18 protein-coding genes and 1 riboswitch are annotated in these 26,157 nt (G+C 44.9%); all 18 genes read right to left on the reverse strand.

The window, feature by feature from the left end; all coding sequences use genetic code 11:
• Position 1: 1 nt before the first annotated feature.
• Positions 2-1,927, reverse strand: coding sequence for a DNA topoisomerase (ATP-hydrolyzing) subunit B (gene gyrB, locus DMI82_RS17545; protein WP_059086496.1), 1,926 nt, complete (start codon positions 1,925-1,927; stop codon positions 2-4).
• Between the two features lie 348 nt (positions 1,928-2,275).
• On the reverse strand, positions 2,276-3,253 hold the full coding sequence (locus DMI82_RS17550; protein WP_110104099.1) for a 3-isopropylmalate dehydrogenase: 978 nt from the start codon (positions 3,251-3,253) through the stop codon (positions 2,276-2,278).
• 378 nt (positions 3,254-3,631) lie between these two features.
• Complete coding sequence (rsmI, locus tag DMI82_RS17555; RefSeq protein WP_092072414.1) at positions 3,632-4,495, reverse strand: 16S rRNA (cytidine(1402)-2'-O)-methyltransferase; 864 nt, start codon at positions 4,493-4,495, stop codon at positions 3,632-3,634.
• A 646-nt stretch (positions 4,496-5,141) separates the two neighbouring features.
• Positions 5,142-5,882, reverse strand: a complete 741-nt coding sequence (locus DMI82_RS17560; protein WP_059086497.1) for a tRNA1(Val) (adenine(37)-N6)-methyltransferase — start codon at positions 5,880-5,882, stop codon at positions 5,142-5,144.
• On the reverse strand, positions 5,872-6,765 hold the full coding sequence (locus tag DMI82_RS17565) for a PSP1 domain-containing protein (protein WP_021651243.1): 894 nt from the start codon (positions 6,763-6,765) through the stop codon (positions 5,872-5,874). The genes DMI82_RS17560 and DMI82_RS17565 overlap by 11 nt, the downstream gene beginning before the upstream one ends.
• Before the next feature lies 1 nt (position 6,766).
• Complete coding sequence (holB, locus tag DMI82_RS17570; RefSeq protein ID WP_015526578.1) at positions 6,767-7,756, reverse strand: DNA polymerase III subunit delta'; 990 nt, start codon at positions 7,754-7,756, stop codon at positions 6,767-6,769.
• Between the two features lie 101 nt (positions 7,757-7,857).
• Positions 7,858-8,445 (reverse strand): guanylate kinase, encoded by a 588-nt coding sequence (locus tag DMI82_RS17575; protein ID WP_092072411.1) that lies wholly within the window; start codon positions 8,443-8,445, stop codon positions 7,858-7,860.
• 12 nt (positions 8,446-8,457) lie between these two features.
• A complete protein-coding gene (locus DMI82_RS17580; protein WP_110104090.1) occupies positions 8,458-9,897 on the reverse strand; it encodes an aminotransferase class I/II-fold pyridoxal phosphate-dependent enzyme in 1,440 nt (479 codons plus the stop codon).
• A gap of 66 nt (positions 9,898-9,963) precedes the next feature.
• On the reverse strand, positions 9,964-10,500 hold the full coding sequence (locus DMI82_RS17585; protein WP_110104100.1) for a Uma2 family endonuclease: 537 nt from the start codon (positions 10,498-10,500) through the stop codon (positions 9,964-9,966).
• A gap of 100 nt (positions 10,501-10,600) precedes the next feature.
• On the reverse strand, positions 10,601-11,290 hold the full coding sequence (locus DMI82_RS17590; protein ID WP_015526575.1) for a response regulator transcription factor: 690 nt from the start codon (positions 11,288-11,290) through the stop codon (positions 10,601-10,603).
• Positions 11,283-12,440 carry a sensor histidine kinase gene (locus tag DMI82_RS17595; protein WP_059086499.1) on the reverse strand — a complete coding sequence of 386 codons (1,158 nt, stop codon included), beginning with the start codon at positions 12,438-12,440 and terminating at the stop codon, positions 11,283-11,285. Before DMI82_RS17595 ends, DMI82_RS17590 begins: the two co-directional genes overlap by 8 nt.
• A 163-nt stretch (positions 12,441-12,603) precedes the next feature.
• Positions 12,604-13,806 carry a methionine adenosyltransferase gene (metK, locus tag DMI82_RS17600; protein WP_022427323.1) on the reverse strand — a complete coding sequence of 401 codons (1,203 nt, stop codon included), beginning with the start codon at positions 13,804-13,806 and terminating at the stop codon, positions 12,604-12,606.
• Positions 13,807-13,892: 86 nt separating this feature from the next.
• Positions 13,893-13,994, reverse strand: a riboswitch (SAM riboswitch).
• 188 nt (positions 13,995-14,182) lie between these two features.
• A complete protein-coding gene (locus tag DMI82_RS17605; protein ID WP_110104091.1) occupies positions 14,183-15,769 on the reverse strand; it encodes a pilin N-terminal domain-containing protein in 1,587 nt (528 codons plus the stop codon).
• Positions 15,759-16,676, reverse strand: a complete 918-nt coding sequence (locus tag DMI82_RS17610) for a class C sortase (protein ID WP_110104092.1) — start codon at positions 16,674-16,676, stop codon at positions 15,759-15,761. Before DMI82_RS17610 ends, DMI82_RS17605 begins: the two co-directional genes overlap by 11 nt.
• 3 nt (positions 16,677-16,679) lie before the next feature.
• Complete coding sequence (locus DMI82_RS17615; RefSeq protein ID WP_227574292.1) at positions 16,680-17,540, reverse strand: class C sortase; 861 nt, start codon at positions 17,538-17,540, stop codon at positions 16,680-16,682.
• A gap of 157 nt (positions 17,541-17,697) precedes the next feature.
• Positions 17,698-19,179 (reverse strand): SpaH/EbpB family LPXTG-anchored major pilin, encoded by a 1,482-nt coding sequence (locus tag DMI82_RS17620; RefSeq protein WP_158526510.1) that lies wholly within the window; start codon positions 19,177-19,179, stop codon positions 17,698-17,700.
• Between the two features lie 68 nt (positions 19,180-19,247).
• Positions 19,248-24,977: a SpaA isopeptide-forming pilin-related protein gene (locus tag DMI82_RS17625; protein WP_110104095.1), complete on the reverse strand. Its 5,730-nt coding sequence runs from the start codon at positions 24,975-24,977 to the stop codon at positions 19,248-19,250.
• 364 nt (positions 24,978-25,341) lie between these two features.
• The gene (locus DMI82_RS17630) at positions 25,342-25,992 is read right to left on the reverse strand and encodes a helix-turn-helix transcriptional regulator (RefSeq protein WP_146207184.1); all 651 of its coding nucleotides are present in this window, start codon (positions 25,990-25,992) and stop codon (positions 25,342-25,344) included.
• Positions 25,993-26,157: the final 165 nt, after the last annotated feature.

Raw genomic sequence — 26,157 nt, forward strand, 5'->3', positions numbered from 1 at the left:
CCTAGATATCAAGATTCTTAACGAATCTTGCATTTTCTTCGATAAATTCACGTCTTGGCTCTACCTTGTCTCCCATAAGAGTGGTAAATGTCAGATCGATCTCAGATGTGGCAGCTTCGTCCATGGTCACACGGAGAAGGATTCTCTTCTCAGGGTCCATAGTAGTCTCCCAGAGCTGCTCGGCATCCATCTCACCCAGACCTTTATAACGCTGGATCTTATTGTTTCCGTCACGTCCGATCTCGGTAAGGATATTGTTCAGCTCATCATCGTCATATGCATACCATACCTTTTTGTTCTTCTCCACTTTATAGAGAGGAGGCTGCGCCAGGTATACATATCCCTGCTTGATCAGCTCCGGCATGAAACGATACAGGAAGGTCAGAAGCAGTGTTGCGATATGCGCACCGTCAACATCGGCATCGGTCATAATGATGATCTTGTGATAACGAAGCTTGGAAATATCAAAATCCTCATGGATTCCGGTTCCGAAGGCAGTGATCATTGCCTTGATCTCTTTGTTTCCGTAAATCTTATCCAGACGTGCCTTCTCAACATTCAGGATCTTACCACGCAGCGGAAGGATTGCCTGTGTGGCACGGTTTCTCGCTGTCTTGGCAGAACCGCCCGCGGAATCTCCCTCTACGATATAGATCTCACAGTTCTCCGGATTCTTGTCAGAACAGTCTGCAAGCTTTCCAGGAAGTGACATGCTGTCCAGTGCGGATTTTCTTCTTGTAAGGTCACGTGCCTTTCTGGCTGCCTCTCTGGCTCTCTGTGCAAGAACAGATTTCTCAACGGTAGCCTTGGCAACTGCAGGATTCTGCTCCAGGAAAATCTCCAGCTGTTTACTTACAACACTGTCTACCGCACCTCTTGCCTCACTGTTTCCAAGCTTCTGCTTGGTCTGACCCTCAAACTGCGGATTCTCGATCTTAACACTGACGATCGCAGTCAGGCCCTCACGGATATCATCACCGCTTAAGTTCGGCTCACTGTCCTTGAGAAGCTTGTTCTTACGTGCATAATCATTAAATGTATTGGTGATCGCATTACGGAAACCGGTAATGTGTGTACCGCCCTCCGGTGTATTGATATTGTTTACAAAGCCATAGGTGTTCTCTGTATAGGAGTCATTATGCTGCAGCGCAACCTCTACAGACACGCCGTCCTTCTCACCCTCACAGTAAATGATCTCCGGGTAAAGAGCCTCCTTGCTTCTGTTCAGGTAGCTTACAAACTCACGGATACCCCCCTCATAGTGGAATACCTTCTCGCGCTCCTGACCCTCTCTCTTATCCTCCAGAACGATACGAAGACCCTTAGTCAGGAAAGCCATCTCACGAAGTCTCTGTTTCAGGATATCATAATCATAAACAGTCTCCTCAAAGATCTCCTTGTCCGGAAGGAAATAAACCTTCGTTCCTGAAAGCCCCGGATCACAGTCACCTACCACCTTCAGCGGGTACATAGTCTTGCCACGCTCATATCTCTGTTTGTATTCCTTACCCTCTCGGTAGATGATAACCTCCAGCCATTCGGAAAGTGCATTTACAACAGATGCACCAACACCGTGAAGACCACCGGAAACCTTATATCCTCCACCGCCGAACTTACCGCCTGCGTGAAGAATGGTAAATACAACCTCAACTGCCGGAATACCAGCCTTATGATTGATACCAACCGGAATACCACGACCATTATCTGTAACTGTAATGGAATTATCCGGATTGATATCTACATGGATCTCCGTACAAAAACCAGCCAGTGCTTCATCGACTGCGTTATCCACGATCTCATATACGAGATGATGAAGTCCACGGCTGGAGGTACTTCCGATATACATTCCAGGCCTCTTACGTACGGCTTCCAGTCCTTCCAGGATCTGGATCTGATCCGCGCCGTATTCTGTATTCTCTGCGCCCATGTCATTCCTCCTGTTCTTGTCGTCCGGACGTGTTTGAAAATTCATTTCTGCAGAACCATAGCAGCTTCAGAAATCATTACATCAAATCCTGAGCAAGATAAACTGATCTGTTAATTTCAGGAAATACTGTATTTTCATTTTGCAGAAAGCAATTCTCAAACCCGCTCCGGAAGTGTCATTTATACCTGTAAAATAAATATTTTTTACATACGAATACAGAGTTTATTATAGCACAAAAAAGCCTGTATTTCCACGCAAAATCATAGGAAATACAGTCAAAAAAGTATCTTATTAAATGCAATCCCAAAACATAGCACAATATGCTCTTAAAACATATGGAATATTCAGCTACTCCGGCAAAAGCCCAAATTCCTTTAACAATTTCTTCTGGTATTCCGGATCTGATGCCGATCTTATAATATCAGACGTCCTCCCCAGCTCAGCAAGGCAGAGGATCAAACTGTTAATACTATGTTCTCCCCGCTGCATTCCCTGCTGCATTCCCTGCTGCATTCCCTGTTGCATTCCCCGCTGCATTCCATCCTTTATTCCATCCTGCATTCCAATTCCATACCCTTCATCATAGCCAGCCTGTAAACTTTTTCTTATCTTTTCCTCGATCTGATCCTGTATGATCCGATTTAATGCTTCACACATACAATCCGCCTCCCTGAATTTTTCTTCATTAGCCCTTACGATCATCTGCATAACTGATTCGTACAAAGGATTTTTCTGCTTTTCTCTGTATTCATTGAGAAGTCGTTTCATATCTTCCTTATCTTTTATTCTATCAGTCAGACTTCTCAGCCACAGATTTTTCTTCTTTGACAACTGCTCTGTTACAATGACCTGGATTGGGATCTTAGATCCTGTTACGTAATAAATTCCTTCTTCCATCTTTTTTACCCGGCATTTCCAAAACTCCCTCAAATGACGGAGCATCTTCCGGGGATATGCCCTACTTACCAAAGAGATTGTAATCTCCTCAATTGGGATTTCATCCTCAGTTACCGTATCTGCTTTATAAAAAAAGGCATATCCACACACCTTATAAAAATCATTGATGCTTATATAATCCGTCGGACTCTTATATTCAATGATATTATATTTTCGGAAGATCCTTCCTATGTTTTTATTAATGGGGATATCTGATTTCTTTTTGATCACAAGCGCATCGATCTCCATTGGTTTCGTCCCAAGCTGATGCTCATTCTCAAAAATCAGATTCTCCCTTTCTGCCTCCAGTTCTATCTGGATATCAGCAAAAAATGCAGGATGCCACTGCCGCAGGTTAGAGCTGTTTGTTCTGTTATTGTTTACGATCATACACGACTCCTCTGTTTTGATCTCAAGGAGCCTCATCTGAAAACTCCTGCTGAAAAATGGAAAAAAGCATGAATTTTCTGAGATGACAGGCAATCTGCCTGATATATGAAATGTAATAGAAAAATAAGATTATTTTTAGAAAATATGCTTTTACAGCATTTCCATAGAATCCCGGAACTGCTTTTTATTTTTGATAAGATCAGCTTACCACAATATGGTCTATACTGCAAGCAAATCATTTCGACAAAATCCGCACAGTACTTTTTATTACCACAAAAAAAAGCCACATACGTTCCCAAAAATCCTTGGTCACAGTATGCAGCTTATTCAATCATCCACGATCACGTTACCTACGATCCGTACCACAATTACACCTGATCATTCAGCAGAATCTTCTCCATCCAGAAGCGCCTTATAAATATCCCGCTTGGAAACACCACGATCCTTGGCAGCAAGCTTCATGGCATCCTTCCTGGAATTCCCCTGCTGCTCATACATCGCCACATGCTCCGCAATGGAAATCTCCTCCCAGGAAGCACGCTTCTCCGCCTCCATCTCACTGCGGCTCCTGCCCTCGATCACAAGAACACACTCACCCAGCGGCTTCTCATCTTTATAAAAATCCATCAGATCATCGATCGTAGTCCGGAATGCCGTCTCATGCTTCTTGGTCAGCTCTCTGCAAAGAGTCATCCGGCGGTTGCCAAGCGCCTCTCTGAGCTCACCAAGAGTCCGTACAAGCCTGTGAGGTGCCTCATACAGAATAATAGTCCTGGTTTCACAGGAAAGCTCCTCCAGGATCGTTTTTCGTTCTTTCTTATCCGCCGGAAGAAAAGCCTCGAAAGCAAAACGCCTGGTATGCAGGCCTGACAAAGTCAGAGCAGTGATACAGGCAGCAGGACCCGGAAGTGAAGTCACTTCAATTCCGGCTTCATAACACATGGCGGCAAGCTCCTCCCCGGGGTCTGAGATACCCGGAGTACCTGCATCTGTGATCAACGCAATGTTTGTACCCGCCAGCAGCTTTTCCACGAGGACATGGCCCTTATCGATCTTATTGTATTCGTGGTAGCTGGTCATGGGGGTTTTTATATCAAAATGATTCAGAAGTTTTATGCTGTTGCGGGTATCCTCCGCAGCGATTAAGTCCACTTCCCGAAGGGTTCTTAGTACTCGAAGGGTGATGTCTTCGAGGTTTCCTATGGGGGTGGCGCATAAGTATAGTTTTCCGTTTTGTTTCATATTTGCCTCTTTTCTCGCTTGACCGCGGGGAGTTGTTTTCCACTTGGCCGTGGGGGAGTTGTTTTGCTTAACCGCGGGGGGATATTCCGCTTAACCGCGGGGGATATTCCGCTTGACCGCGGGGGTTTGTTTAAGTTTGGGAACTTTGAAAACCGCAAAGGGGCCGCAAAGCCGCGCCCCCTCTGCACACCCCTTGGGCTTTTTTTAAGTAGTGCAAGGGATTCGTTGTTCTTATTTGTTGACTTGTGTCTGTATGCTTCGGTATTCAGCGCACTACGCTGTGCCGATGTTGTTTTATTTCTTCACTTTCTCTGTGATTCACTTCCGGCAAGATGCCTGTATTCTTCGGTACTCAGCGCGCCACGCTGTGCCGATGTTGTTTTATTTCTTCACTTTCTCTGTGGTTCACTTTCGGCAAGATGTCTGTATTCTTCGATACTCAGCGCACTATGCGTTGCGATCTCTCGCTTTGAATCTCAGCCTGCCTCCCCTCGCCGTCCCTTCACCAACCGAAGTACCACAGCCACCACTACCTCCCAGCCATCCAGCGCAGCGCCGATGGCCCAAAACCTCCCGAGTAGCCTCCCAATCTCTCACAACCAAACAACCAACCAGGCAGCCACCCTAAGCCACAATATCACAACATTCACACCATCCGATACAACTCCAAAACATCCTCCGTATAAACCCCAGGCCGCTCATAAACCACCAGCGGCCGCTCAACCCGGATCCTGGAATTCCCGCCCTTACAAGCCTCGATCAACACCATATTCGGCTCCTTATCAATAAAAGGATACACCAGCTGCATCCTCTTAGGCTCCAGCTTATACTTCGTCAAAGTCGCCATCAGCTCCACCAGCCGAAACGGCCTGTGCACCAGAAAAAACCGCCCCCGGTCCTTCAGGACCCGGGCAGCCTGACAAGCCACATCATCAAACGAACACAAAATCTCATGCCTCGCGATCGCCTTCGGAAGATGCGGATTCGTCAACCCATGCTGCCCGATCATATACGGCGGATTACACGTCACCACATCAAAAGAAGCCGCCCCAAAAATCCCGGCAGCCTCCCTGATATCACCCTCAACGATCCGAACCCTGTCCTCAAGACCATTATACCTCACACTACGGTCAGCCATCTCCGCACACTCATGCTGGATCTCCAGCCCCGTGAAATGCTCCCCATCCGTACGATCAGAAAGCAAGATCGGAATGATCCCCGTACCGGTCCCCATATCCAGCGCAACCTCACCCCTCTTCACCCGGGCAAAGCCAGACAACAGAACCGCATCCATCCCAAAGCAAAACTTCTTCGGATCCTGGATCACAAACAACCCATTCTGAAGATCATCCACACGCTCACCGCAATAAACCAGATCACTTCTCATTCGGCTTCGAATCTCCCTTTTTAACCTCTTTCTCCTCGTGGTCAGCAGAACCACCCTTACCCTTTTTTCTCTTAGGGCGGAACCTCAGATCACGGACCGGAAACTCCTGGATCTCCTTCTCGTCATTCACCTCAACCACGATCTTAACCATCTGCCTGAGAACATTCACACTCTGGACCGTACCCGAAACACCCTGCGGCGTCGTTACCATATCACCGATACCCGGAAGATTCCGGTTCAGCTCCTCATAAGTCTCCTGCTCATTCTTCAGACAGCACATCAGACGACCACAGACACCAGAAATCTTCGTCTGGTTCAGAGAAAGATTCTGCTCCTTCGCCATCTTGATGGAAACCGGCGCAAACTCCGAAAGATACGTATGACAGCAAAGCGTCCTTCCACAGATACCAATACCGCCAAGGATCTTCGTCTCATCACGGACACCGATCTGACGAAGCTCGATCCTGGTCTTAAACACAGACGCCAGATCCTTAACCAGCTGCCGGAAATCAATACGGCCATCCGCTGTAAAATAAAACAGCACCTTGTTATTATCAAAGGTATACTCCGCATCGATCAGCTTCATATCAAGCCCATGCTCACGGATCTTCTTCTTACAGATCTTAAAAGCCTCTTTCTCCTTCTGGCGGTTCTCAGCCTCATGATCCTCGTCCTCCTTCGTTGCAACACGGAGAACCTCCTTCAGCGGATGGACCACCTCGTCCTCCTTCACGCTGCGCGGCTCCAGGACAACACGGCCATACTCCACACCACGGGCAGTCTCCACGATCACATGATCGCCGACCTTCACCTTATAATTCTTAGGATTAAAATAATAAATCTTACCAACGTTACGAAATCTGACTCCAACTACCTTTTCCATTCTATTTCTCCCTAATTGTCAGGAACAGGAGCTCCAAGGCAAGTTCGAGATTAACATTGGCACGGAGACGCACCTTCGTCTTCTCCAGTGCCTCAAGGATTTTTTCGATATTCTCATAAGAACGCTCGCTGGCCTGCTCTCTGATAAAATTAATCTCCTGTTTAAAAACCAGGTTGTCAATTTCCCTTGTTGCCTTAAACATCAGAACATCGCGGAACCAGAACTGGAAAATATCCAGATAATCATTGATATTATTCTTATCAGCAGTCAAAGTCTTGATCGCCTCTGTCAGCTCATAAACCTCCATGGAATTGGCATATTTCAAAATCTTCAGGGCATTGGCAGTCATATCTGCAAACTCCTGAGAAGTCGCAGCCTCCTTCGCCTTGCCGATACTGCCCTGCGCATAAGACGCATCGATCTCAGCCTGATAATCCGGCACCTGAAGATGCTCCATCAGATATTCCTTCACAAGACTGTCATCCACCACCTTCAGATCCAGACGCACACATCTGGAACGGATCGTAGGAAGAAGACTGTCGATATTGCTTGTCAGCAGCATGATCACCGCATATTCCGGCGGTTCCTCGATAGTTTTCAAAATGGCATTCTGCGCCTGCACCGTCATCATCTCCGCATCCGGAATGATATAGATCTTATACGGACTGCAGTACGGCTTGATATCCACATCACGCACAACCTGATCACGCACCTCGTCAATGCTGATGCTTCCAGGCTTCTCATGAGTTACTGTAATGATATCCGGATGATTCTTGCCGATCACCTTCTTACAGGAATCACAAGTCATACACGGTTCAGACTCTCCCGATTCACACTGCAGCGCTGCCGCAAAAGTCCCCGCAAGAAGCTTCTTGCCGGATCCCGGTTCCCCTGTAAAAATATAAGAGTGGGATACCTTCCCTGTCTCTATCGCATTCTTCAAATGCCTGATTATATCGTCATGGCCGATGATGTCATGAAATCCTGCCATAAGAATCACCTCTTTCTGCCTTTTGTGCCCTCCGTTATACCCGGCGGACATCTTTCAACTAATTATAACATAATCTTCTGTATAAAAAAAACTATTTTTCCTTATTGTACAGATTTTATATAATTTACGATCTCCTTCACACATTCATCCAGATTATGATTCTCAAAACGCTTCCATATACCTGCTTTAAGAATATTTTCCTCAGAAAAATCATTCTGGTCTGCAAGAAAACGCCTGCACATCTCCTCGTACTTCGGCACCTCCTGGGTCTTCTCCCTGGCAAGCGCACGCTCCAGACGCTCTCCGTCTTCCACCTCTATATAAACCGGCCACATCACTTCATTGCCGTAATACTCCCGGAGCCTCACAAAAGACTCCAGTGTACCGATCCCCAGATAGCTGTCATTACCCACAGACACCTGCCCGTCATCCGCAGTAAAATATGTCCACGGCCCGTAAACTGTCTGATAAGTACGCGCCTCGATCAGCTTCCCGTTTCTTCGGAACTCCTTCAGTTTATTCTCATCTGCAAAAAAATATTCTCTTCCGTTCTCCTCTCCATCCCGGATCGGACGGGTAGTATAGATCACAAGCCGCTTAAGCCCCAGCTCCTGGTTCCCCTCCAGCTGTCTGTAAATACTGTCCTTACCGGAAGAGCTTTTTCCCATAATGTAAAAAATCTTTCCCATATGTCTCCTCTGTTACATCTCATTTCTCACAACACACACCGTCTCACTGGTCTGGTCGCTCAGACCCTGGACCTCAAAGCCCTGTTCCAGGTATCTTCTCACATTTTTTACGAAATGTCCAGAAATCTGTTCCCCCGGAACGATCAGCGGGATCCCCGGCGGATAAAGATACGCAAACTCCCCGGACGTACGTCCGATACACTCATCCAGCGGACACCGCTCACTCTCCGCATCCATAGCCTGGGAGATCCGCATGATCTGCTTCATTTTTCCGTTTTTCAAAGGCTCCTTCTCCACAGCCTCTTCTCTGTATTTTAACGATTCACGGCGGTCAATTTCTTCAATAGCATCACAAAGCCGCTCAAAGCCCTCCGCCGTATCACCCACAGCCGCCAGCGCCAGCACATAATTCTCCGCCTCCATCTCCATTTCCAGATGAAACTCCCTCCGGAGGATCTGATGCAGCTCCCGTCCGTTCAGCGAACTGTTCACAGTAGAAAGCAATATCTTGGACCTGTCAAAATCAAAAACTCTCTGGCACTCACAGGCCTGCGGCGTTACCAGCCGGATATACTTACACTCGGAAAGACGCCTGCGTGCTTTTTCCAGATTCTCCGTAAACACACGGAACATCTCATCCCCCTCACGCTCCAGCTTATCCATGCACGCATCAATGCTGCCCATAAGAATATAAGAAGGACTGCTGCTCTGATAGATTCCTAGAAAACGCTTCAGTTTTTCCCGGCTCACACGATCACTGCACAGGTGGATCACCCCCGTCTGGGTCAGACAGGGCAGCGTCTTATGCACACTGTTGATCACCACATCCGCACCAAGCTGCGCCGCAGACACCGGAAAATAATCCGAAAACCGAAAATGCGCCCCGTGAGCCTCATCCACGATCAGCGGCACACCATAGTGATGCGCGATCTCCGCGATCCTCGCCACATCCGACACGATCCCGTCATAAGTCGGTGAAGTGATCAGCACCGCCTGGATCTCCGGATTTTCCGCCAGATACATTTCCACACGGCCGGGTGAAATCCCTCCGTTTATCCCCAATTTCGGATCCTCATGTGGATAAATATACGTGGCACTCAGCTCCCGCAGATAAATCGCATGGTAAACCGCCTTATGGCAGTTCCTTGCCACCAGGATCTGTCCCCCCTTATCCACAGCCGCAGACACCGCCGCCAGGATCGCCCCGGAGCTTCCATTAATACTGTAAAAACTCTCCGGCACACCATAAAGCCGTGCGACATCCTCCTGCGCCCTTTTCAAAATATCCTCAGCATGATGCAGGTTATCAAACCCGTCAATCTCCGTAATATCCCTCTCCACCGGAAAATCCCCCTCCACAGCCAGCGGATTCCTCTTATGCCCCGGCATATGAAACGGATAAAAATCACTCTTACCGTACGCTTCCAGTTTCTTGTATAATCTGTCTTCCATAATTCGTCCTTTTCATCCTAAAAACAAGGAGGGGCTATCACCAGACGATATTCCCCTCCATTTTTATCACATCTCAGCAAAATCGATCCTCAGATCCTCATAGATTCCCACCTTGATCAAATCCTGAAATGTATACTGCTCCGTATCCTCATTTTCAAAATCATACACCATTACCAGCTTCTTCACAGGATCCACGATCCAGTACTCTCTCACACCGGCAGTCCTGTATTTAAACAGCTTGGTATAATAATCCATACGCCTGCTCGCCGGAGAAACGATCTCGATGATCCAGTCCGGAGCCCCCTTACATCCCCTGTCATCCAGCTTATCCGGATCACAGATAACAGAAACATCCGGTTCCACATAAGTATTCGTCTTCTCATCCAGATACACCGCAAACGGTGCGGCAAACACCTCACATTTGCCCTTGTTAGAATCTATATAGTTACCTATCTTTCTGGACAAAATACTTGAAATCCTCTGATGCATCGTATTCGGCGGCGCCATATAATAAATATGTCCATCGATCAGTTCCGCTCTTTCACCCTCCGGCAAAGCATAAATATCCTCTATCGTATAAATTCTTTCCCTCAACAGCGGCATATCTCCACTCCTCTCAAAAGCACCCGACAGATCATACACCATCATTCCGATCTGCACTCATACACCTGCAACAGCTCCATCCGAAGCCTTCCCCGCAGGCTCACACCTTAAACCGGTACCCCACACCCCAGATCGTCTCAATATACTGAGGCTTGGCCGTATTAAACTCGATCTTTTCACGGATCTTCTTGATATGCACCGTAACCGTAGCGATATCACCCACAGACTCCATATCCCAAATCTCCCGGAAAAGCTCCTCCTTTGTAAAAACCCTGTTCGGATTCTCAGCCAGAAAAGTCAAAAGATCAAACTCCTTGGTAGTAAACGTCGTCTCCTCACCATTGACCCACACACGCCTGGCCGTCTTATCGATCTTAATACCACGGATCTCAATCACATCATTCTTATGCACATTGGAACCAACCAGCCGGTTATAACGCTCCATATGCGCCTTCACACGTGCAACCAGCTCACTTGGGCTGAACGGCTTGGTCATATAATCATCCGCGCCAAGACCCAGTCCCCGGATCTTATCGATATCATCCTTCTTGGCCGAAACCATAATGATCGGCGTATTCTTCTCCTCACGGACCTGCCGGCAGATATCAAAGCCATCCACCTCCGGAAGCATCAGATCCAGGATGATCAGATCAAACTCCTCCTTCATAGCACGTACAAGCCCCGTATCACCACGGTTCTCGATCTCCACTTCAAAACCCGAAAGCTCCAGATAATCCTTCTCCAGATCCGCGATCGCTTCCTCATCCTCTATGATCAAAATCCTACTCATTCATCGGTACCTCCTGATATTTTCTGAGAACAAAATACATGATCGTTCCGATCCCCAGCCGGCTTGTGGCCCAGACCTTTCCACCATGATCCTCCATGATCTTCTTTACGATGGAAAGTCCAATACCGCTTCCTCCCTTGGAAGAATTTCTGGAAACATCGGTACGGTAAAAACGGTCAAAAATATACGGCAGATCCTTGGCGGCAATACCCTTGCCGTTATCCTCGATCTCCACCTGGATAAAATCACCCACATCCTTCACCCGAAGCTGGATGATCCCCCTTGGCTTCTCCATATACTTAATGGCATTACTCACGATATTATGGATCACACGGCGGATCTGCTCACCATCCGCAATAACCTGCACACCCTTCTCCACATAATTGGCATACACAAGCTCGATCCCCCTGGTCTCCATCTCAAGCCCAAGCTCCTCCGCACAATCCGAAAAATAATCCTCCACATTCAGCTTGCTGAACGTATACGGAATACGGTTGGTATCGATCTTGGAATAAAAGGTCAGCTCATTGATCAGATGATCCATCTCATTGGTCTTATTATAAATGGTACGCACATACCGGTCCATCTTCTCCGGCGTATCCGCCACACCATCCATGATTCCCTCCACATAACCCTTCACCGCAGTGATCGGCGTCTTCAGATCATGGGAAATATTGCTGATCAGCTCCTTATTCTCCTTATCCATCAGGATCTTCTCTTCCGTGGACTCCTTCAGACGCTTACGCATCTCCTCAAAATCCTGGCAAAGCTGGGAAAATTCATCATTCCCCTCAACCTCCAGCACAAAATCCAGATTCCCCTCCTTGATGTTCTTGGTAGCCTTCTTAAGCTTCACCAGCGGAACCGCAATGCTCCGATAGATCCACAGCCCTACGGACAACGCAGTAAAAACAAGGATGATCGTTGCGGTCAGGATCATATCCTTGGCCATCAGCTTCACCTGGCTGCTGGAAGACTGCGGCAGCGAAATATCATAGACCATCTGGCTGGAATCCGAAGCCTGGCTGCTGCTCTCCTGCACATGCTTCGCCTGCGTCTGGCTGAACCCGTACAGACTTGCGGAAAAAAGAAGCAGCGGCAGCAGGATGATCGCAACGAAGCCCACAATAATACGTGTTTTTAACTTCATCTGTATCTCCGTCCTTTATAAATTCACACATTCACATACACGTATTATAACATAAACTATATTCCCTATCTCTAAATTTTCTATAAAAAACCCCATCTCACCATGCAAGAAGCCCCCGGTACTGGCACTACCGGGGGCTTCACTCTTTATTCTTCTGAAACGATTATTCGTAGCTGTTGCAAAGATACTTCTTCAGAGTCTCAACCTTGTCCAGATGCTCCCATGGAAGATCAACATCTGTACGGCCGAAATGACCATAAGCAGCAGTCTGCTTGTAGATCGGACGGCGAAGGTCAAGCATCTTGATGATACCAGCCGGACGAAGATCAAAATTCTCACGAACGATCTCAACAAGCTTAGTCTCAGAAAGCTTACCTGTTCCGAAGGTATTCACACTGACAGAAGTCGGATGCGCAACACCGATCGCATAGGAAAGCTGGATCTCACACTTGTCAGCAAGACCGGCTGCAACAATGTTCTTTGCAACATAACGTGCAGCATAAGCAGCAGAACGGTCAACCTTTGTGCAATCCTTACCGGAAAAAGCACCGCCGCCGTGACGTCCTGTTCCGCCGTAGGTATCAACGATGATCTTACGACCTGTCAGACCACTGTCACCGTGAGGTCCGCCGATAACAAAACGACCTGTCGGATTGATGAAATACTTCGTATCCGCATCAACCATATCAGCCGGAATGATCGCATCAAAAACATACTTCTTAATATCCTCATGGATCTGCTCCTGAGTAACATCCGGATCATGCTGTGTAGAGCATACAACAGCATCGATTCTCTTCGGCTTGCCGGCCTCATCATACTCAACAGTAACCTGAGTCTTTCCATCCGGTCTTAAATATTTCAGAGTGCCGTCCTTACGAACCTTTGTCAGCTGCTGAGCAAGCTTGTGAGCCATGTTGATGGCATATGGCATATACTCCTCAGTCTCATTGGAAGCATAACCAAACTGAAGACCCTGGTCACCGGCACCGATGGAATCCAGCTCGTCCTCATTCATATCGTCCTCTTTCTGCTCAAGAGCCTTGTCAACACCCATAGCGATATCTGTGGACTGCTTGTCAAGTGATGTGATAACCGCACAGGTATCTGCGTCAAAGCCATAATCCGCATTGTCATATCCGATCTCACGGATAGTATCGCGAACGATCTTCTGGATATCAACATTAGCCTTGGTTGTAATCTCGCCCATAACAAGTACAAGACCTGTTGTAGTAGCAGTCTCACATGCAACACGGCTCATCGGATCCTGTGCCATCATAGCATCAAGGATCGCATCGGAAATAGAGTCGCAGACCTTGTCAGGATGACCCTCAGTTACAGATTCAGATGTAAATAAAATTTTCTCCATAATCTTCTCCTTTTGTAATAAAACAATGGTTATATACATAAAAAACAGCCCGTACAATCCGGACTGTTTAAGTTCTGTAAACAATCCTCTTATTGTTCGATTGCTCGCTCAGGTTGGCACCTTCCTGGGTTCTCCGGGGTTGCCGTGGCTTCATAGATCCTTTGTATCTCCACCACTCTGAATAAAAGGCTATCTTTTATGAAATTTACTGCAACACATACAATATACTTATCATACCAAAATGTCAAGAGCAATTTTCGATAAAAAATATCACCCGCTGCTTTTTCATCCCCAATACGTAAATATTCCAAAAAAAGAACCGGGCATCCACATCGCCCGGTTCTTCCATCGATCATCCTTCAGAATGATCCGTTATTTATTTTTTCTTCTTTCTTTTAACTCCATAAGCTGCACCACCGCCAACAATGATCGCTGCTGCAAGGATTCCAACCCATACGCCGATCGGTGTATCATCGCCGGTCTTTACAGAACGTCTTGCTGTACCACTGGTATCGTTCGGAGCAGTTCCGCCCGCTGTACCGTTATTCGGGATCGGAGTGATCCGATCATTTCCACCATGATTTGTTCCAGGTGTAGCAGTCGGAATCGGTGTCGGCTCGGAAGAAAGACTGTTGGTGATCTCCTTTGTTACAGTATATCGGTTATCATTATTCAGTGTAACCTCACCCTGACCGGTAACTGTATACTTAAAGGTATCATCATCAACCGGATTTCCATCCTTATCCGTCTCCAGAACAGTATACGTAACACTGTTGATCTCCTGATCCTTTGGAAGATCCAACATTACCTGAACACTATCATTCTGTTTCAGAGTCACTACCTTCTCAAGCGTCAGCTCACCGTTACTCTCAGTGGAGAACACACCTGCATAGAACGTATCATCCACAGTAGAAGCAACACCATCGATCATCACATTCTTCTTAATGTTGATAAATCCGTTACGGCTGAATATATCGGAAATCTTTGTATAATAGTTATTTACATAAGCCGCTGCCTCAGTAGCACCACTATCTCCACCGATCACAACCTGATTGGACTTCTCTTCACTCTCACCATTCGGCTTCGTTACATTGTAGTAGTAAAGATTCTCCTCATCCACCTCGATCTTCGTATTCTGCTGAAGAAGATTTCCATCCTCATCCAGCTCAAATACATAATAGGTGCCATCCGGAACATCCGTCCATGTAGCTGTACCACTGGAAGCATTCTGGATATGGATATCCTGTAAATAATCATCACGGAACGGGATCGTACCTTCCTGATCCGAAAAAACGCCAACCTTATAAGTTACATCCTCTTTCGTTTCCAGAGGAATCACATTCCCGTTATCATCAACATTATAGATCCTCTTCGTAACCTGGATCTGTGTATGCTTCGGCGGATTACTTACAGACTTCGGATAAGCCTGTACATCGTACATCCAGCCCTGCTCCTGATCTGCAAAAGGAACGGAGATCAGCATCGGTGAAACCATAACACTGCTGTTTCCATCTGTCTGCACCACCAGGTACATACCCTCAGCCAGATCAGCGAAAGTCATATTTCCCTCTGCATCAGAGGACTTAGACATACCCCACACATCCACGCTTCCGCTGACGATCATAGCCGCCAGCTTCTCTGCCGCTTCATACCAGCCATCAGCCGTCGTGATGGAATCAAAATCGATTGCTGCAACAGACAGTGCCTCATCCAACACGAAATGCACATTGCCATCAAAATTCACACTGCCAACCTTGTAGATCGTCAGCCCTACATCCGGCAGCGGAGTCTGGTTGCCCTCCTCATCCGCCTGCTGAACCGTCAACGTCAGATTACCTGTTTTTCCAGCTTCATAATCCCCGGCGAAAACCGGCTGCAAAACACTCGTGACCAGCATAGCCGTCAGCATCAGAACAGCCAGAAGGCTCCGGAATATTTTCCCTTGCTTTCTTCTATTTTTCATCGCTCTCTGCCTCCTCTTTCCTTTCTGAAAGCTGCTTCTTTTTCCGTTTTTTGTCCCTATGACGGACGATCAGATAAATCAGCAGGATCAGAACAACAAGCACTGCAGCGCCGCCGGCCAGAACCCTCTTCGGATCCACAACAGCAAGCTTCTGCGGTATCGTTTCGTCATTCTTTGTATCTTCCACCACATATTTCGTCCGCACTCCCCGGACAAGAAGCCTGTGGGTGTTAACTCCATAAGGGGTACACGTGATCAGAGTCACATAATCTTCACCCTCGATAATATCCAGGTCACTGGTCTCATCCGGAAGCACCGTCTTGATCTGATCCACCTTGTAGGCCAGATGCTTGCCAAGAATATGCAGGATAAAAATATCTCCCTTTTCCATCTGATCCAGATCTGTAAAAAGCTTCGCATTCGGAAGACCTCGATGCGCCGCCAGAACCGCATGGGTGCTCTTGCCTCCGATAGGAAGACTGGTGCCCTCCACGTGACCCACACCCTTTTCCAGCACGGTCTTGCTCAGTCCGTGATAAATAGCCAGCTTCGCTTTGATCTTCGGGATCTCGATACTGCCCATCAGTCCGTCACCGTTCGGATCCAGAACCCTGTCATAAGGATGACTCAGCTCATAAGTATCCTCTTCCTCAAAAGCATCTACAATGGCATTTACCGGATGCTCGGCGTTGTACTCCTTCGCCTCTTTCCACAGCCTGTCATAGTCATTGTCCGAAAGCTCTGTTACCGCTTCCTCGTACTTACTGACCAGCTGGGCGTTACGGTACTGGTTCCACATATCACTGATCGTAGGATAAAGGAACACCCCCGCCCCCGCCAGAAATACCAGGGCGATAAAAATGTTCAGGACAACATTACTCTTTTTCTTTTTTTTCTTTTTAGCCATAAATCATTTCCTGCGTCGTTTTTTGTTCTGAACAGAATTGATACCGGCAACCAGGATCACCGCGATCACAATTCCGATCACAACACAGAGAGCAAGCATCGGAAGCGTCGGATTGGTGATTCCGGTAACCTTCTTCTCTGTTTTCTGAACCGCCTTCGCAGCCTTCATTGGAACTCTGTGTCCCCTCACCAGAAGTCTGTGCGTATTCACCGCATAAGGCGTACACGTAACCAGCGTTACATAATCATCCCCATCCGTGATACCCAGAGACTCTGTCTGCTCCGGAAGAACGGTAAGAATCTGATCCACCTCATAGGCAAGCGTCTTACCCAGCACATGCAGGTAAAAAATATCTCCCTCTTCCACAAGATTCAGATCTGTAAAAAGTTTCGCACTCGGAAGTCCTCTGTGTGCCGACAAAATACAATGGGTACTCTTGCCGCCAACCGGAAGACTGCTGCCGAACAAATGACCGGCACCCTTCTCCAGAGACTCATCTGTCGTGTAATGATAGATTGGAATGCTCACATCGATCACAGGAATCTCCACATACCCCATCATTCCATCACCATTCAGGTTCAGAAGAGACTCATATGTACTGTCCGTCTGGCCATCCCTCACGGAAAAAGCATCCGGCACACTTTCCTGCTTGATCTGTTCGTTATACTCCTGCGCTGCCTTCCACATGCTGTCAATCTTCTCCGCATTATCATCCGAAGAAACACTGCTGCTATAATCACTGATCAGCAGGCTGTCCCTGTACCGGTTCCAGGCATCACTGACCATTGGATACAGCAGTATGGACAACCCTATCAGAAACAGCAAACCAAGTCCAATATAATTTTTCTTCTTATTCTTTCTCATAGGTTTCTCCATACTGTTGTATTACCCTCCGGCCCCCGAAGGGGCCGGGCGGTAATGATTTCTTCAACAGAATAATCAGAAACTATTCTGTTTTAATACTTGCTTTGTCGTTGCTTATAAATAATTTTTGAATTGAATCGATCCGGCAATCAAACGATTACTCCTCAGATCCTTTTCTGCGGCTGATGAAGAAAGCACCAGCAGCGCCAGCCATAACTACAACACCGATGATAGTGAAGAGGTATGTTCCCATGCCACCTGTGGATGGAAGGGAGTTGAGTTTTGTATCGCTCATAGTAGCTGTACCAGTACGATTTTCTGCTGTCTGATTTGTTCCCCATGTTGCTACAGAATCTGTTGTATTAACAGAATATCCCTCTGGAGCTTTAATCTCTTTGAAGTTATAAGTATAGGAATCATCCAGACCTCTTACAACTGCTTCACCATTTGTATCAGTAATAATTAAGTTATCATCTGCTTTTGCGGTATCAAATCTTTCAGTCCAACCTGTAACTACATATTCATTATTTTTTTTCTCAGCGTCTTTAGAAACAAGTGCATAATATGTTTTTTCGCCATCTACTCTGTAAATAACAAATCCTGCATTTGCAAGTTTTACCTTTTCTTTACCATCATCAGTTTTTGTCATTGTGATTTTTCCAGTATACAGAGTATTGATTTTTGGTGTAAACGTATGTGTTCCATCATTTGGTACAACAGAGTTGTTTACAACTTCAGATTTAACAATAGCCTTGTAACTAATTACTACGTCTGCGTTAGCATTAGTTCTTACTTTTGCTACATCACTTAAATCTAAAACAAACTGCTTCTTACCATTTTGGAGAGTTGTGACATCTACAATCTTATTGATTGCTGCACCAGCACCAATTTGTACAGATACTACTAATTTACCATCATCATTAACACTATAGTCTGCACCCTCAATTGTATCAGTAATCGTATAGCTTACATCCTTATCTTCAACAGCATCTGAAATATACGGAACGTTTGTTCTCACTGTATAAGTAACTTCTTTATTAATTTCTACAACACCATCTGCTTCATCACTGCTCTTCTCAATTTTAATGGTTGTTCTTTTTGCATTTACTGTTTCATCTTTTAACTCAGTAGGAACATTTGTATATGGTTTAAAAGATACAAATGCTGCCATTGGACTATACACATAATTTGCAGTATCAGTTGTAGTTGCTTTAATTGCATAAACGCCAGCTGTAGTTGCTGTGATTTTATTTCCGTTACCTTGTTTATAAGAATTACCTAAGTTTGTCTCTACATTTGTCATTGCGGCCTGAAGTTCTGTTGCACTTGCTGGTTCTATACCTGTTGGAACCTTTGCCGTACCATCTTCATATTTAATTAATTTCCAAATAATCTGCTGATCTGATAATCCGGAAAATACTTTCTTAAATTCATCAGCTGCACCGTTAGAAAATGCCCAACCTGTTTCTGTTGTCTGATCTGGTACAATAATCTCTAAATAGCTTATTGTTGCTTTAGCATCCAGATTATTAACTGTAATTGTTGCTTCTTTAACTGCTGCAAAAGCCGCTGTGCACATAGACAGTACCATAACCGCTGCCACTAATAATGCACCAATCTTTTTAAATAAATTTTTCATAAGGTTTGCTCCTTTCTTTCTCTGCATTTTTCTTTTTCGCCCTTCATCGGCCATTTACAATTAATGTGTTACGATCTCTTTGCTTCTTCCTCCCTTCGTTTATTATTTATAAACAACAGGAGTGCAGTTGCAAGAATCGCTACACCACTGATTGTAAATCCATAAGTACCCGGTCCACCGGATTCTGGTAAGGAATATACCTTCGCGTTTTCGAGCTGGTAGATTGCCGGTTCACTTCCACTCTTACTAGCAATAGCACTTCCGTTACTGTCTTGAACTGTTACTGTTCCGCCACTTCCAACTATAATTCTCCATGGCTCTGTCGGACAGGTATAACCGGTTGCCGCTTCTGTTTCATATAACAGATAATTACCAACTGGAAGATTTTTCATTTCGATTTTTCCATTATTTCCGGAAACGATTCCTCCATATCCTTCAACCGAACTCTCAGAAGCTTTTCCCCAGTTTTCATCTGCTTCATATAACGCAAATTTAGCACCTTTTATAGTTATACTATGATCTGCCTTATCAACTTTTTCAAGTTCTACATTTGCTACAGATTTCTCATTGGTAAACTCAGCTACTCCAATTTTTCCGTTTGTTGTATCCGCATTTCCATTTTTCAGAACTTCTTTACTATTTGTGTCTGTTCCGATTGTAAATTTAACTTCTTTACTGCCTAAAACTTCAGACCAACAATTTGTCTTCTCACCAACAGTTGCTTCTTTCAGAGTATAGCTTGAATCCGGTATCTCCGTGATTGTGTAAACACCTCTTGACAATTTAGTCAATGCCGGCGTTTTCTCATCAATTGTTGCTGTCACATTTTTTTCAAGCTCAAAGGTTACTTTTGCCTCAATCTCACTTTGCTTAACCTCAGCTGTCGCTGTTGCGATCTTGTCTTTACCTTTCTTAACCTCAAAGATAAACGTTGCATTCTCTTTTGCTGGAGATTTCAATTTCTTGATAATCTGAATTTGTCCGGCGATAATGTGAATAGTATAAACTCCATATTCCCGTTCCTTATCATCCTGGGAATTATGAGCTTTCAATGTACCATCACCATTTCCAGAAATCTTTCCATCAGTATTATTTTTTTTATTTTCGTCTGTAACTTCTTTTAACCCATCGTTTTTATAAGTTACCTTCAGATAATACGTTTTAGAATCTGGCTCAGGTTTAACTTCCGCTATATTTTCTTTCAAGATTTCTGTTGTACAGTTCTCATCTTCATACCATTTTAATTCAAACTCATTTGAATTAATTGGGTTTCCATCAGCTCCTATTGTATAAGTTACTAAGCTTTCTGTGCCATCTAACTGTTTTACATATCCCTGCGGTGCATTTTTATTAAACAACGCATTTATAATGTCTTCAGTTGTCGGGACAGCATCGCCATAGAAGATCGTTGTTTCGTTATTTTTAACAACCAGATCTGATTTTACATTAACCTTTGGCTGTGGTAAAACAGCTTCGCCGTATCCTGTAGTAATCTTGGAATCCGGTGAAACATTGGTAGGAACATTGTTACCACCGATGTATTCGTCTTTGGCTCTTACGGTAATGGTTCTACTCCATGTACCTTTTTCAGCATTTGGAATAGTTTGATTCGTCCATTTTACAACTTGGTTTCCGGTACTTTCATCTACGGAAACCACTCCACCATTTCCTAAATCTATTGAACCTCCGGCATTTTTTATCATTTCATTGGTTACGGACTCGCCATCTTTCACGATTACAAATCGCGGATCAATCACATCCTTAATTTCAGCACCAGCAATATCAATATTCTGAGTAATCGTCTGCTGAATTTTTTCAAATATAACTTTCAGCTCATCAATTGATTCAGCCGTATAAGCACATCCCTCTGATGCAATTTTACCAGATAACCAATCCTTTGTAGTATCATTTAATTTGAGTCCTATTGTAAATACTTTAACTCCCGCTTCTCTTAAAGCTGTTGCTTTATTTTCCGAAGCCGTTTTATCGTCTTGAGTAGATGGATCTCCATCTGTGAACAGAATTGCATATTGTGGAACATTCTCTCTCTTATTACCTTTCAGCTGATTCTCCTCTATCTCTAATCCTGTCTGTGGAGATGTTCCTCCTGATGCATAAACACAACCCGTTGCCTTGATCAAACTATCCTTGGCACTTCCAACTTCTGTTAATCCCTGTTTTAAGGTTCCGGACGTATTAAATGTAGCTAACCCTATTCTGCTCTTCGAAGAAGCCTCCGCAGTAGAAGCTATAAATGCTGTTGCAGCCTCTTTTAAACCAGTCAGACTACTATTCAGAGTGTAAATCTTATTTGAGGAATTATCAGGTACTTGTTTCCATAATTTTCCAGTGTAATATATCCACTCATTTAAATAAATCATTGGACATTTAGCATTATAATACTTCCAATCGCTGTATCGTACACCGGTTGTCTCGTCGGTGTAATAGTATACTTTCGATGTATCTAGAGTTGTTTTACAGTCTTTATATCTTCCAACTTTACTAAATCCCTTTTCATCACTTCCATTCCCATCATATAACATACTTCCCGAAGTATCGAATACCATCATAATATCCGCAACACTGTCTTTTTCCTCAGTTGCACTGCTGGTCATCTTTGAATCAGCACTGATAGTAATGTCATAAGTCCTCTTATCCCAATCAGACACTATTGCAGTTTTATTATAATCCATACTGGATTCAATAATCTCCTCCTGCGTGTAATTCATAATATGATACGACAAATCTGTATCTTTTTCTATCTTTGTCTTGCCATCTGCTTTATAAAGAGTTGCCACTGCTTTATTATCAGCAGATGGCGTAACCTCTACAATCCAAGATTCATGTGATGCTTCATAGCCACTAGGTGCAGCAGCCTCTGTTAATGTATATTTTCCTGGTCTTAAGCTTGTAAAATTAACAAATCCTGTTCCATCTACGGATTCAGCAGTCTGTAATTCATGGGTATCTGAATTTACAAGATTAAATCGAGCACCACCTAACGCTTTCTGGCTTTTATTTACTTTTTTTAATACAAGATCTGTTGTAGGTACATTCGTAACTTCAGAAATACGCGCGGAAGGAAGGGTAAATTCCATCTGGCAGTTTGAGTCACCCGCACCTCGTTCCATATACAGAATAGTCAGAGTATGCTCTTTTTCTTTATCCTTATCGTCAACATACTGCCATAGATTTACTTTCTTGTTAGCTGCCTGATGAATTCCACCTAAATCGATTACAATTTTATTTCCATCCAAAACAACCCATAAATCATCATCACCTGTAAAGGTATAATCTAATGGACCTTTGTAATCTCCAATTTTAAAAGTTACATCATATCTCATTCCAAAATAGTAATTGTTACTATCATCACTATATTCTATTCTGGATTCTCCGTTCAATGGGTAGAAGTTAGCTCCTGCTGTTGCAAGCGTATTTCCATTCTGATTAATTACTTTTGTAAGTGTATAAGAATCTCCATTCTGAGCAAAAACTACTTTGTAATCCTTAATGAATTTTCTTAAATAAGTTTTAGTATCATCAATCTTGACAATTGCATCGTTATCTACAAAAAATCCTGGCTCGGGGTATTTGAATTTTACTATTCCATTTTCTACCCCTTTTAATAATCCTTCTGTCCTTCTGACATCTTGATTATATTTATTTACAAAGGCTTTAATTGTGCCTCCGTCTTCTTTATAACCAGAATCAACTGTAAAATCATATTGATAAGACTTATAATTTTGCTCCAGTGTACCTGCTGTTATTTTCTGATTACGCTTAGCACCCTTTGCATCCTCTCCTAACATATTAAATGAATACTCTTTCCCAGTTTTATCAGTACCAGCCTTAACTGTATAATCATAGAAAGATGCCGGTCCCTGGATCTCATTATGCTTTGGTTTATAATACACTTTTATCGTACTAGTATCCCATGCAACTTTAATCTTTTCGTAATTGCTAACTTCCGTATCATTTACTTTTACTTTTGAAACATCCCAGTTATTTGCCTTGGTATAATCATTTATATTTATATTTCCGCCAACTAAGATTGTTCTCTTATCTTCTGAATAAATCGGCGTACCAGCCTCATCCAGATGCTGAATTGTTACTTCAACTTCATTTCCGCCTTTCTGCACAATTACATAAGTAGAAAAATGCGTCGTCTCGAACTCAATATCACCATTCTTAGCAACGCTACCATCCATATTTTCAACGTTATCATTCTCGTCTACGTGATATACATCTGCATCCTTGATCTTCTTCTCATCATTCAGAGATACAGATACCTTCACTGTAGCACCTGGCTGAACCTCTTCGCCGTCTACCAGGAATTTGATATCATAGGAGTGAATCTTCTCGATAGCTTTCTTTTCTTTGATTGCTTCTTCGGTGATCTGGTCTTCCGCTTCCTGGCTGAGCTCTACCGGTGTTACGGAAAGCTCTGCGTTGTCCGGAAGGTCTGCCGGATCGGTAAGGGTGACTTTTACGTTGACTTCGTCACTCGTGTAATCATATCTGGTGATCTCAGGCTGAATTTCTTCTTCCTGCACATCCTCAGGCTCTTCTGCCTCATCACTGCTGTCAACAACCTGTGCCATATCACTTCTTATGTAAGCCTCGGTTCCTTCCCAGGAAACCTTGTACCAGGTTGCTCCGTCCTCTGCTGTTACGGTATCCAGAAGTGTGAGCTGTGTTCCTGCGTTTACAGTTGCCAGAACCTCTGCCTCGATAGACGGGCTGACACGAAGATTCGTATCGTCTCCCAGAACCTCGATCAGGCTTGTCTCACCATTCTCATCTGCTGCCGGAACATCATCCGGGCTCGCAATATCCTCTGCCGGTTCTTCCACCACATCCGGATCCTCTGCCGGCGCTTCAGTAGGTTCAGCATCCGGATTCTCCGCCGGAGCCTCAGAAGGCTCTGCATCAGGAGTTACCTCCGGATTCTCTGCTGCCGGTGTCTCAGCTACATCCTGCTCAGGCTCGTCCGAAATATCCATTCCGTCCGTAAGCTCCTCTGATGCGATAGACGCCTCGTCCTCATTACCGGAAACAGCTTCCGCCTCGACATCTGCTGTCTCAGGAGAATCCCACATAACGGCAAAAACAGCTGCGTTGCCAGTCTCAACCTGAAGTGTCTGGATCTGTTTGCCCTCGTTGACATTCAGAACCTTCAGATCCTCGTTGGCCTGTAAGGTGTTAACATCAGTATCACCGGTACTGCTGTTATAATGAAGCTTCTCAACGGTTACACTCGTGCTGGCTGCATCGGTAAGCTCCGGTGCTGCCGGTGTCTTGTACTCAAAAGTTACTCTGACTCTGCCGTTCGGCTCGACTCTGTTTCCGTCGCCATCAGCAAAATACACATCATACGCAAAAAAACCTCTCAGGCTGCTGCCCTTGTCTGTAGCTGCTGCTGAAAGCTTCTGAGAAACTGTATCATAAGATACGGATGAATTCTCGTTTACGCTGTCAGCCTTCAATGCTGTATTCTGCGGAAGAGCTCCGTCCTCCAGTGCCTCTGCTGTTACTTTAACAGAATCATTTTCATATGTAAGCGTCGATTGCTGCGCCTGTTCCGTTTCCTCCTGGTCAGCGCTGCTTACATCCGGTGTCGATTCTTCGGCCGCTGGTTCAGATGTAATTTCGCCATCTGTAAATATATCCTCCGTTCCATCTCCGAACGCCTCACTCGCGGAGATCGTATATGCACTCGGCATACAGGATACCATCAACGCCAAAGCCACCATAAATGCCAGGAGTTTTCTGATCTTATTATTCCTTAATTTTTTCATACCTTTCCCGCTTTCCTATGTGTGCATTAACGTGTACTGTATTTCTTATTACTTTACTTCTGTTTATATTCCTTTCTCTTAAAAAAGCTTCATGTTTTTAGCCGGTGAGTAAACAGGTTACACCTTTTCAATATTTTACCCTTATGTGATTGTAGTGTCAATATACCAGGCATTTTTGGTAAGGATATTGACATTATCAGATGCTATCGAAAATCAGTCTTCAACTCCTCCTTCTTAACTTACTCGTTTACTGGTTCTTTTCGTCTGATTTCTCCGATAAAATCTGACTATTCGTGATATTTATTATACAACACTACCAGTTGTTTTGTAAGGCCCGTTTTTTCAAAAAAAAGTGCCTCTGTCACTATTTTAACATGAATTTCTTCAGCTCATCCCGCTTCTTGACATTCAGCTTGCAAAAGATATCCGTAAGGTAATGCTTGACAGTATTAATGGAAATCCCCAGATGCTCTCCGATCTCCTTATTGGTCCATCCCCCACTTGCCAGCATGGCAATAGAAAACTCCATCGTCGACAGCTCCCCCGTAACCTTTCTCCGGTTTTCCGGATTATGAAGCGCCATCCAGCCCCTGCTGAAAGAAATCACACCCTCCGTGATCCGCTGATACGCCTCCGGATCCCGATTCCGGATACATGCCTCGATCAGCCCCCGCAAAAGCCCATGATGCTCAATAAAAGGCTCCAGAAACCCATCCATCTTCGCCAGCTCCCAGCTCCGGAGCATCTCCTCCTGCGCCTCCTGCTTATGCTTTCGGTTGATCGCACACACCGCCATCATACAGTGGATATACGTCATACTGATCGGATACGACCTATCCGCCATAAACAAAGCAGCCTTCCCCATCCCATAAGCACTCCATATCTCCCCGTTAAGATAAGTATGGTGCGCCATCACATACGTGGCAAAAAGCCTCAGCCCCTCAGGAAGCATCCTGCTGTACTCCCCAAAAGCAGGCATCCCATCCGTAGGCAGATGAAGCAAAACCGCCCCCACATACCCCGCCAGAAGACAGGACGCATAAACATCCTTAGGAACCTTCTTCGTAAGCGTCAAATAAAACAGTGTATAGAAAAATAACCGTCAGCCTTTTATACTAAAAGGTCAACGGTTATCGACAGAATTCTTTTACAAGAGGATTCCAAGGCAGATAATCATCCA

The organism is Blautia sp. BCRC 81119 (assembly GCF_003184505.1).
Classification (GTDB): Bacteria; Bacillota; Clostridia; order Lachnospirales; family Lachnospiraceae; genus Blautia_A; species Blautia_A fusiformis.

Coding starts and splice junctions, on each gene's coding strand:
- gyrB (WP_059086496.1), bottom strand. CDS start 1,927: ATGGGCGCAGAGAATACAGAATACGGCGCGGATCAGATCCAGATCCTG.
- DMI82_RS17550 (WP_110104099.1), bottom strand. CDS start 3,253: ATGATCGTAAACAATAACAGAACAAACAGCTCTAACCTGCGGCAGTGG.
- rsmI (WP_092072414.1), bottom strand. CDS start 4,495: ATGAAACAAAACGGAAAACTATACTTATGCGCCACCCCCATAGGAAAC.
- DMI82_RS17560 (WP_059086497.1), bottom strand. CDS start 5,882: ATGAGAAGTGATCTGGTTTATTGCGGTGAGCGTGTGGATGATCTTCAG.
- DMI82_RS17565 (WP_021651243.1), bottom strand. CDS start 6,765: ATGGAAAAGGTAGTTGGAGTCAGATTTCGTAACGTTGGTAAGATTTAT.
- holB (WP_015526578.1), bottom strand. CDS start 7,756: ATGGCAGGATTTCATGACATCATCGGCCATGACGATATAATCAGGCAT.
- DMI82_RS17575 (WP_092072411.1), bottom strand. CDS start 8,445: ATGGGAAAGATTTTTTACATTATGGGAAAAAGCTCTTCCGGTAAGGAC.
- DMI82_RS17580 (WP_110104090.1), bottom strand. CDS start 9,897: ATGGAAGACAGATTATACAAGAAACTGGAAGCGTACGGTAAGAGTGAT.
- DMI82_RS17585 (WP_110104100.1), bottom strand. CDS start 10,500: ATGCCGCTGTTGAGGGAAAGAATTTATACGATAGAGGATATTTATGCT.
- DMI82_RS17590 (WP_015526575.1), bottom strand. CDS start 11,290: ATGAGTAGGATTTTGATCATAGAGGATGAGGAAGCGATCGCGGATCTG.
- DMI82_RS17595 (WP_059086499.1), bottom strand. CDS start 12,440: ATGAAGTTAAAAACACGTATTATTGTGGGCTTCGTTGCGATCATCCTG.
- metK (WP_022427323.1), bottom strand. CDS start 13,806: ATGGAGAAAATTTTATTTACATCTGAATCTGTAACTGAGGGTCATCCT.
- DMI82_RS17605 (WP_110104091.1), bottom strand. CDS start 15,769: ATGAAAAATAGAAGAAAGCAAGGGAAAATATTCCGGAGCCTTCTGGCT.
- DMI82_RS17610 (WP_110104092.1), bottom strand. CDS start 16,676: ATGGCTAAAAAGAAAAAAAAGAAAAAGAGTAATGTTGTCCTGAACATT.
- DMI82_RS17615 (WP_227574292.1), bottom strand. CDS start 17,540: ATGAGAAAGAATAAGAAGAAAAATTATATTGGACTTGGTTTGCTGTTT.
- DMI82_RS17620 (WP_158526510.1), bottom strand. CDS start 19,179: ATGAAAAATTTATTTAAAAAGATTGGTGCATTATTAGTGGCAGCGGTT.
- DMI82_RS17625 (WP_110104095.1), bottom strand. CDS start 24,977: ATGAAAAAATTAAGGAATAATAAGATCAGAAAACTCCTGGCATTTATG.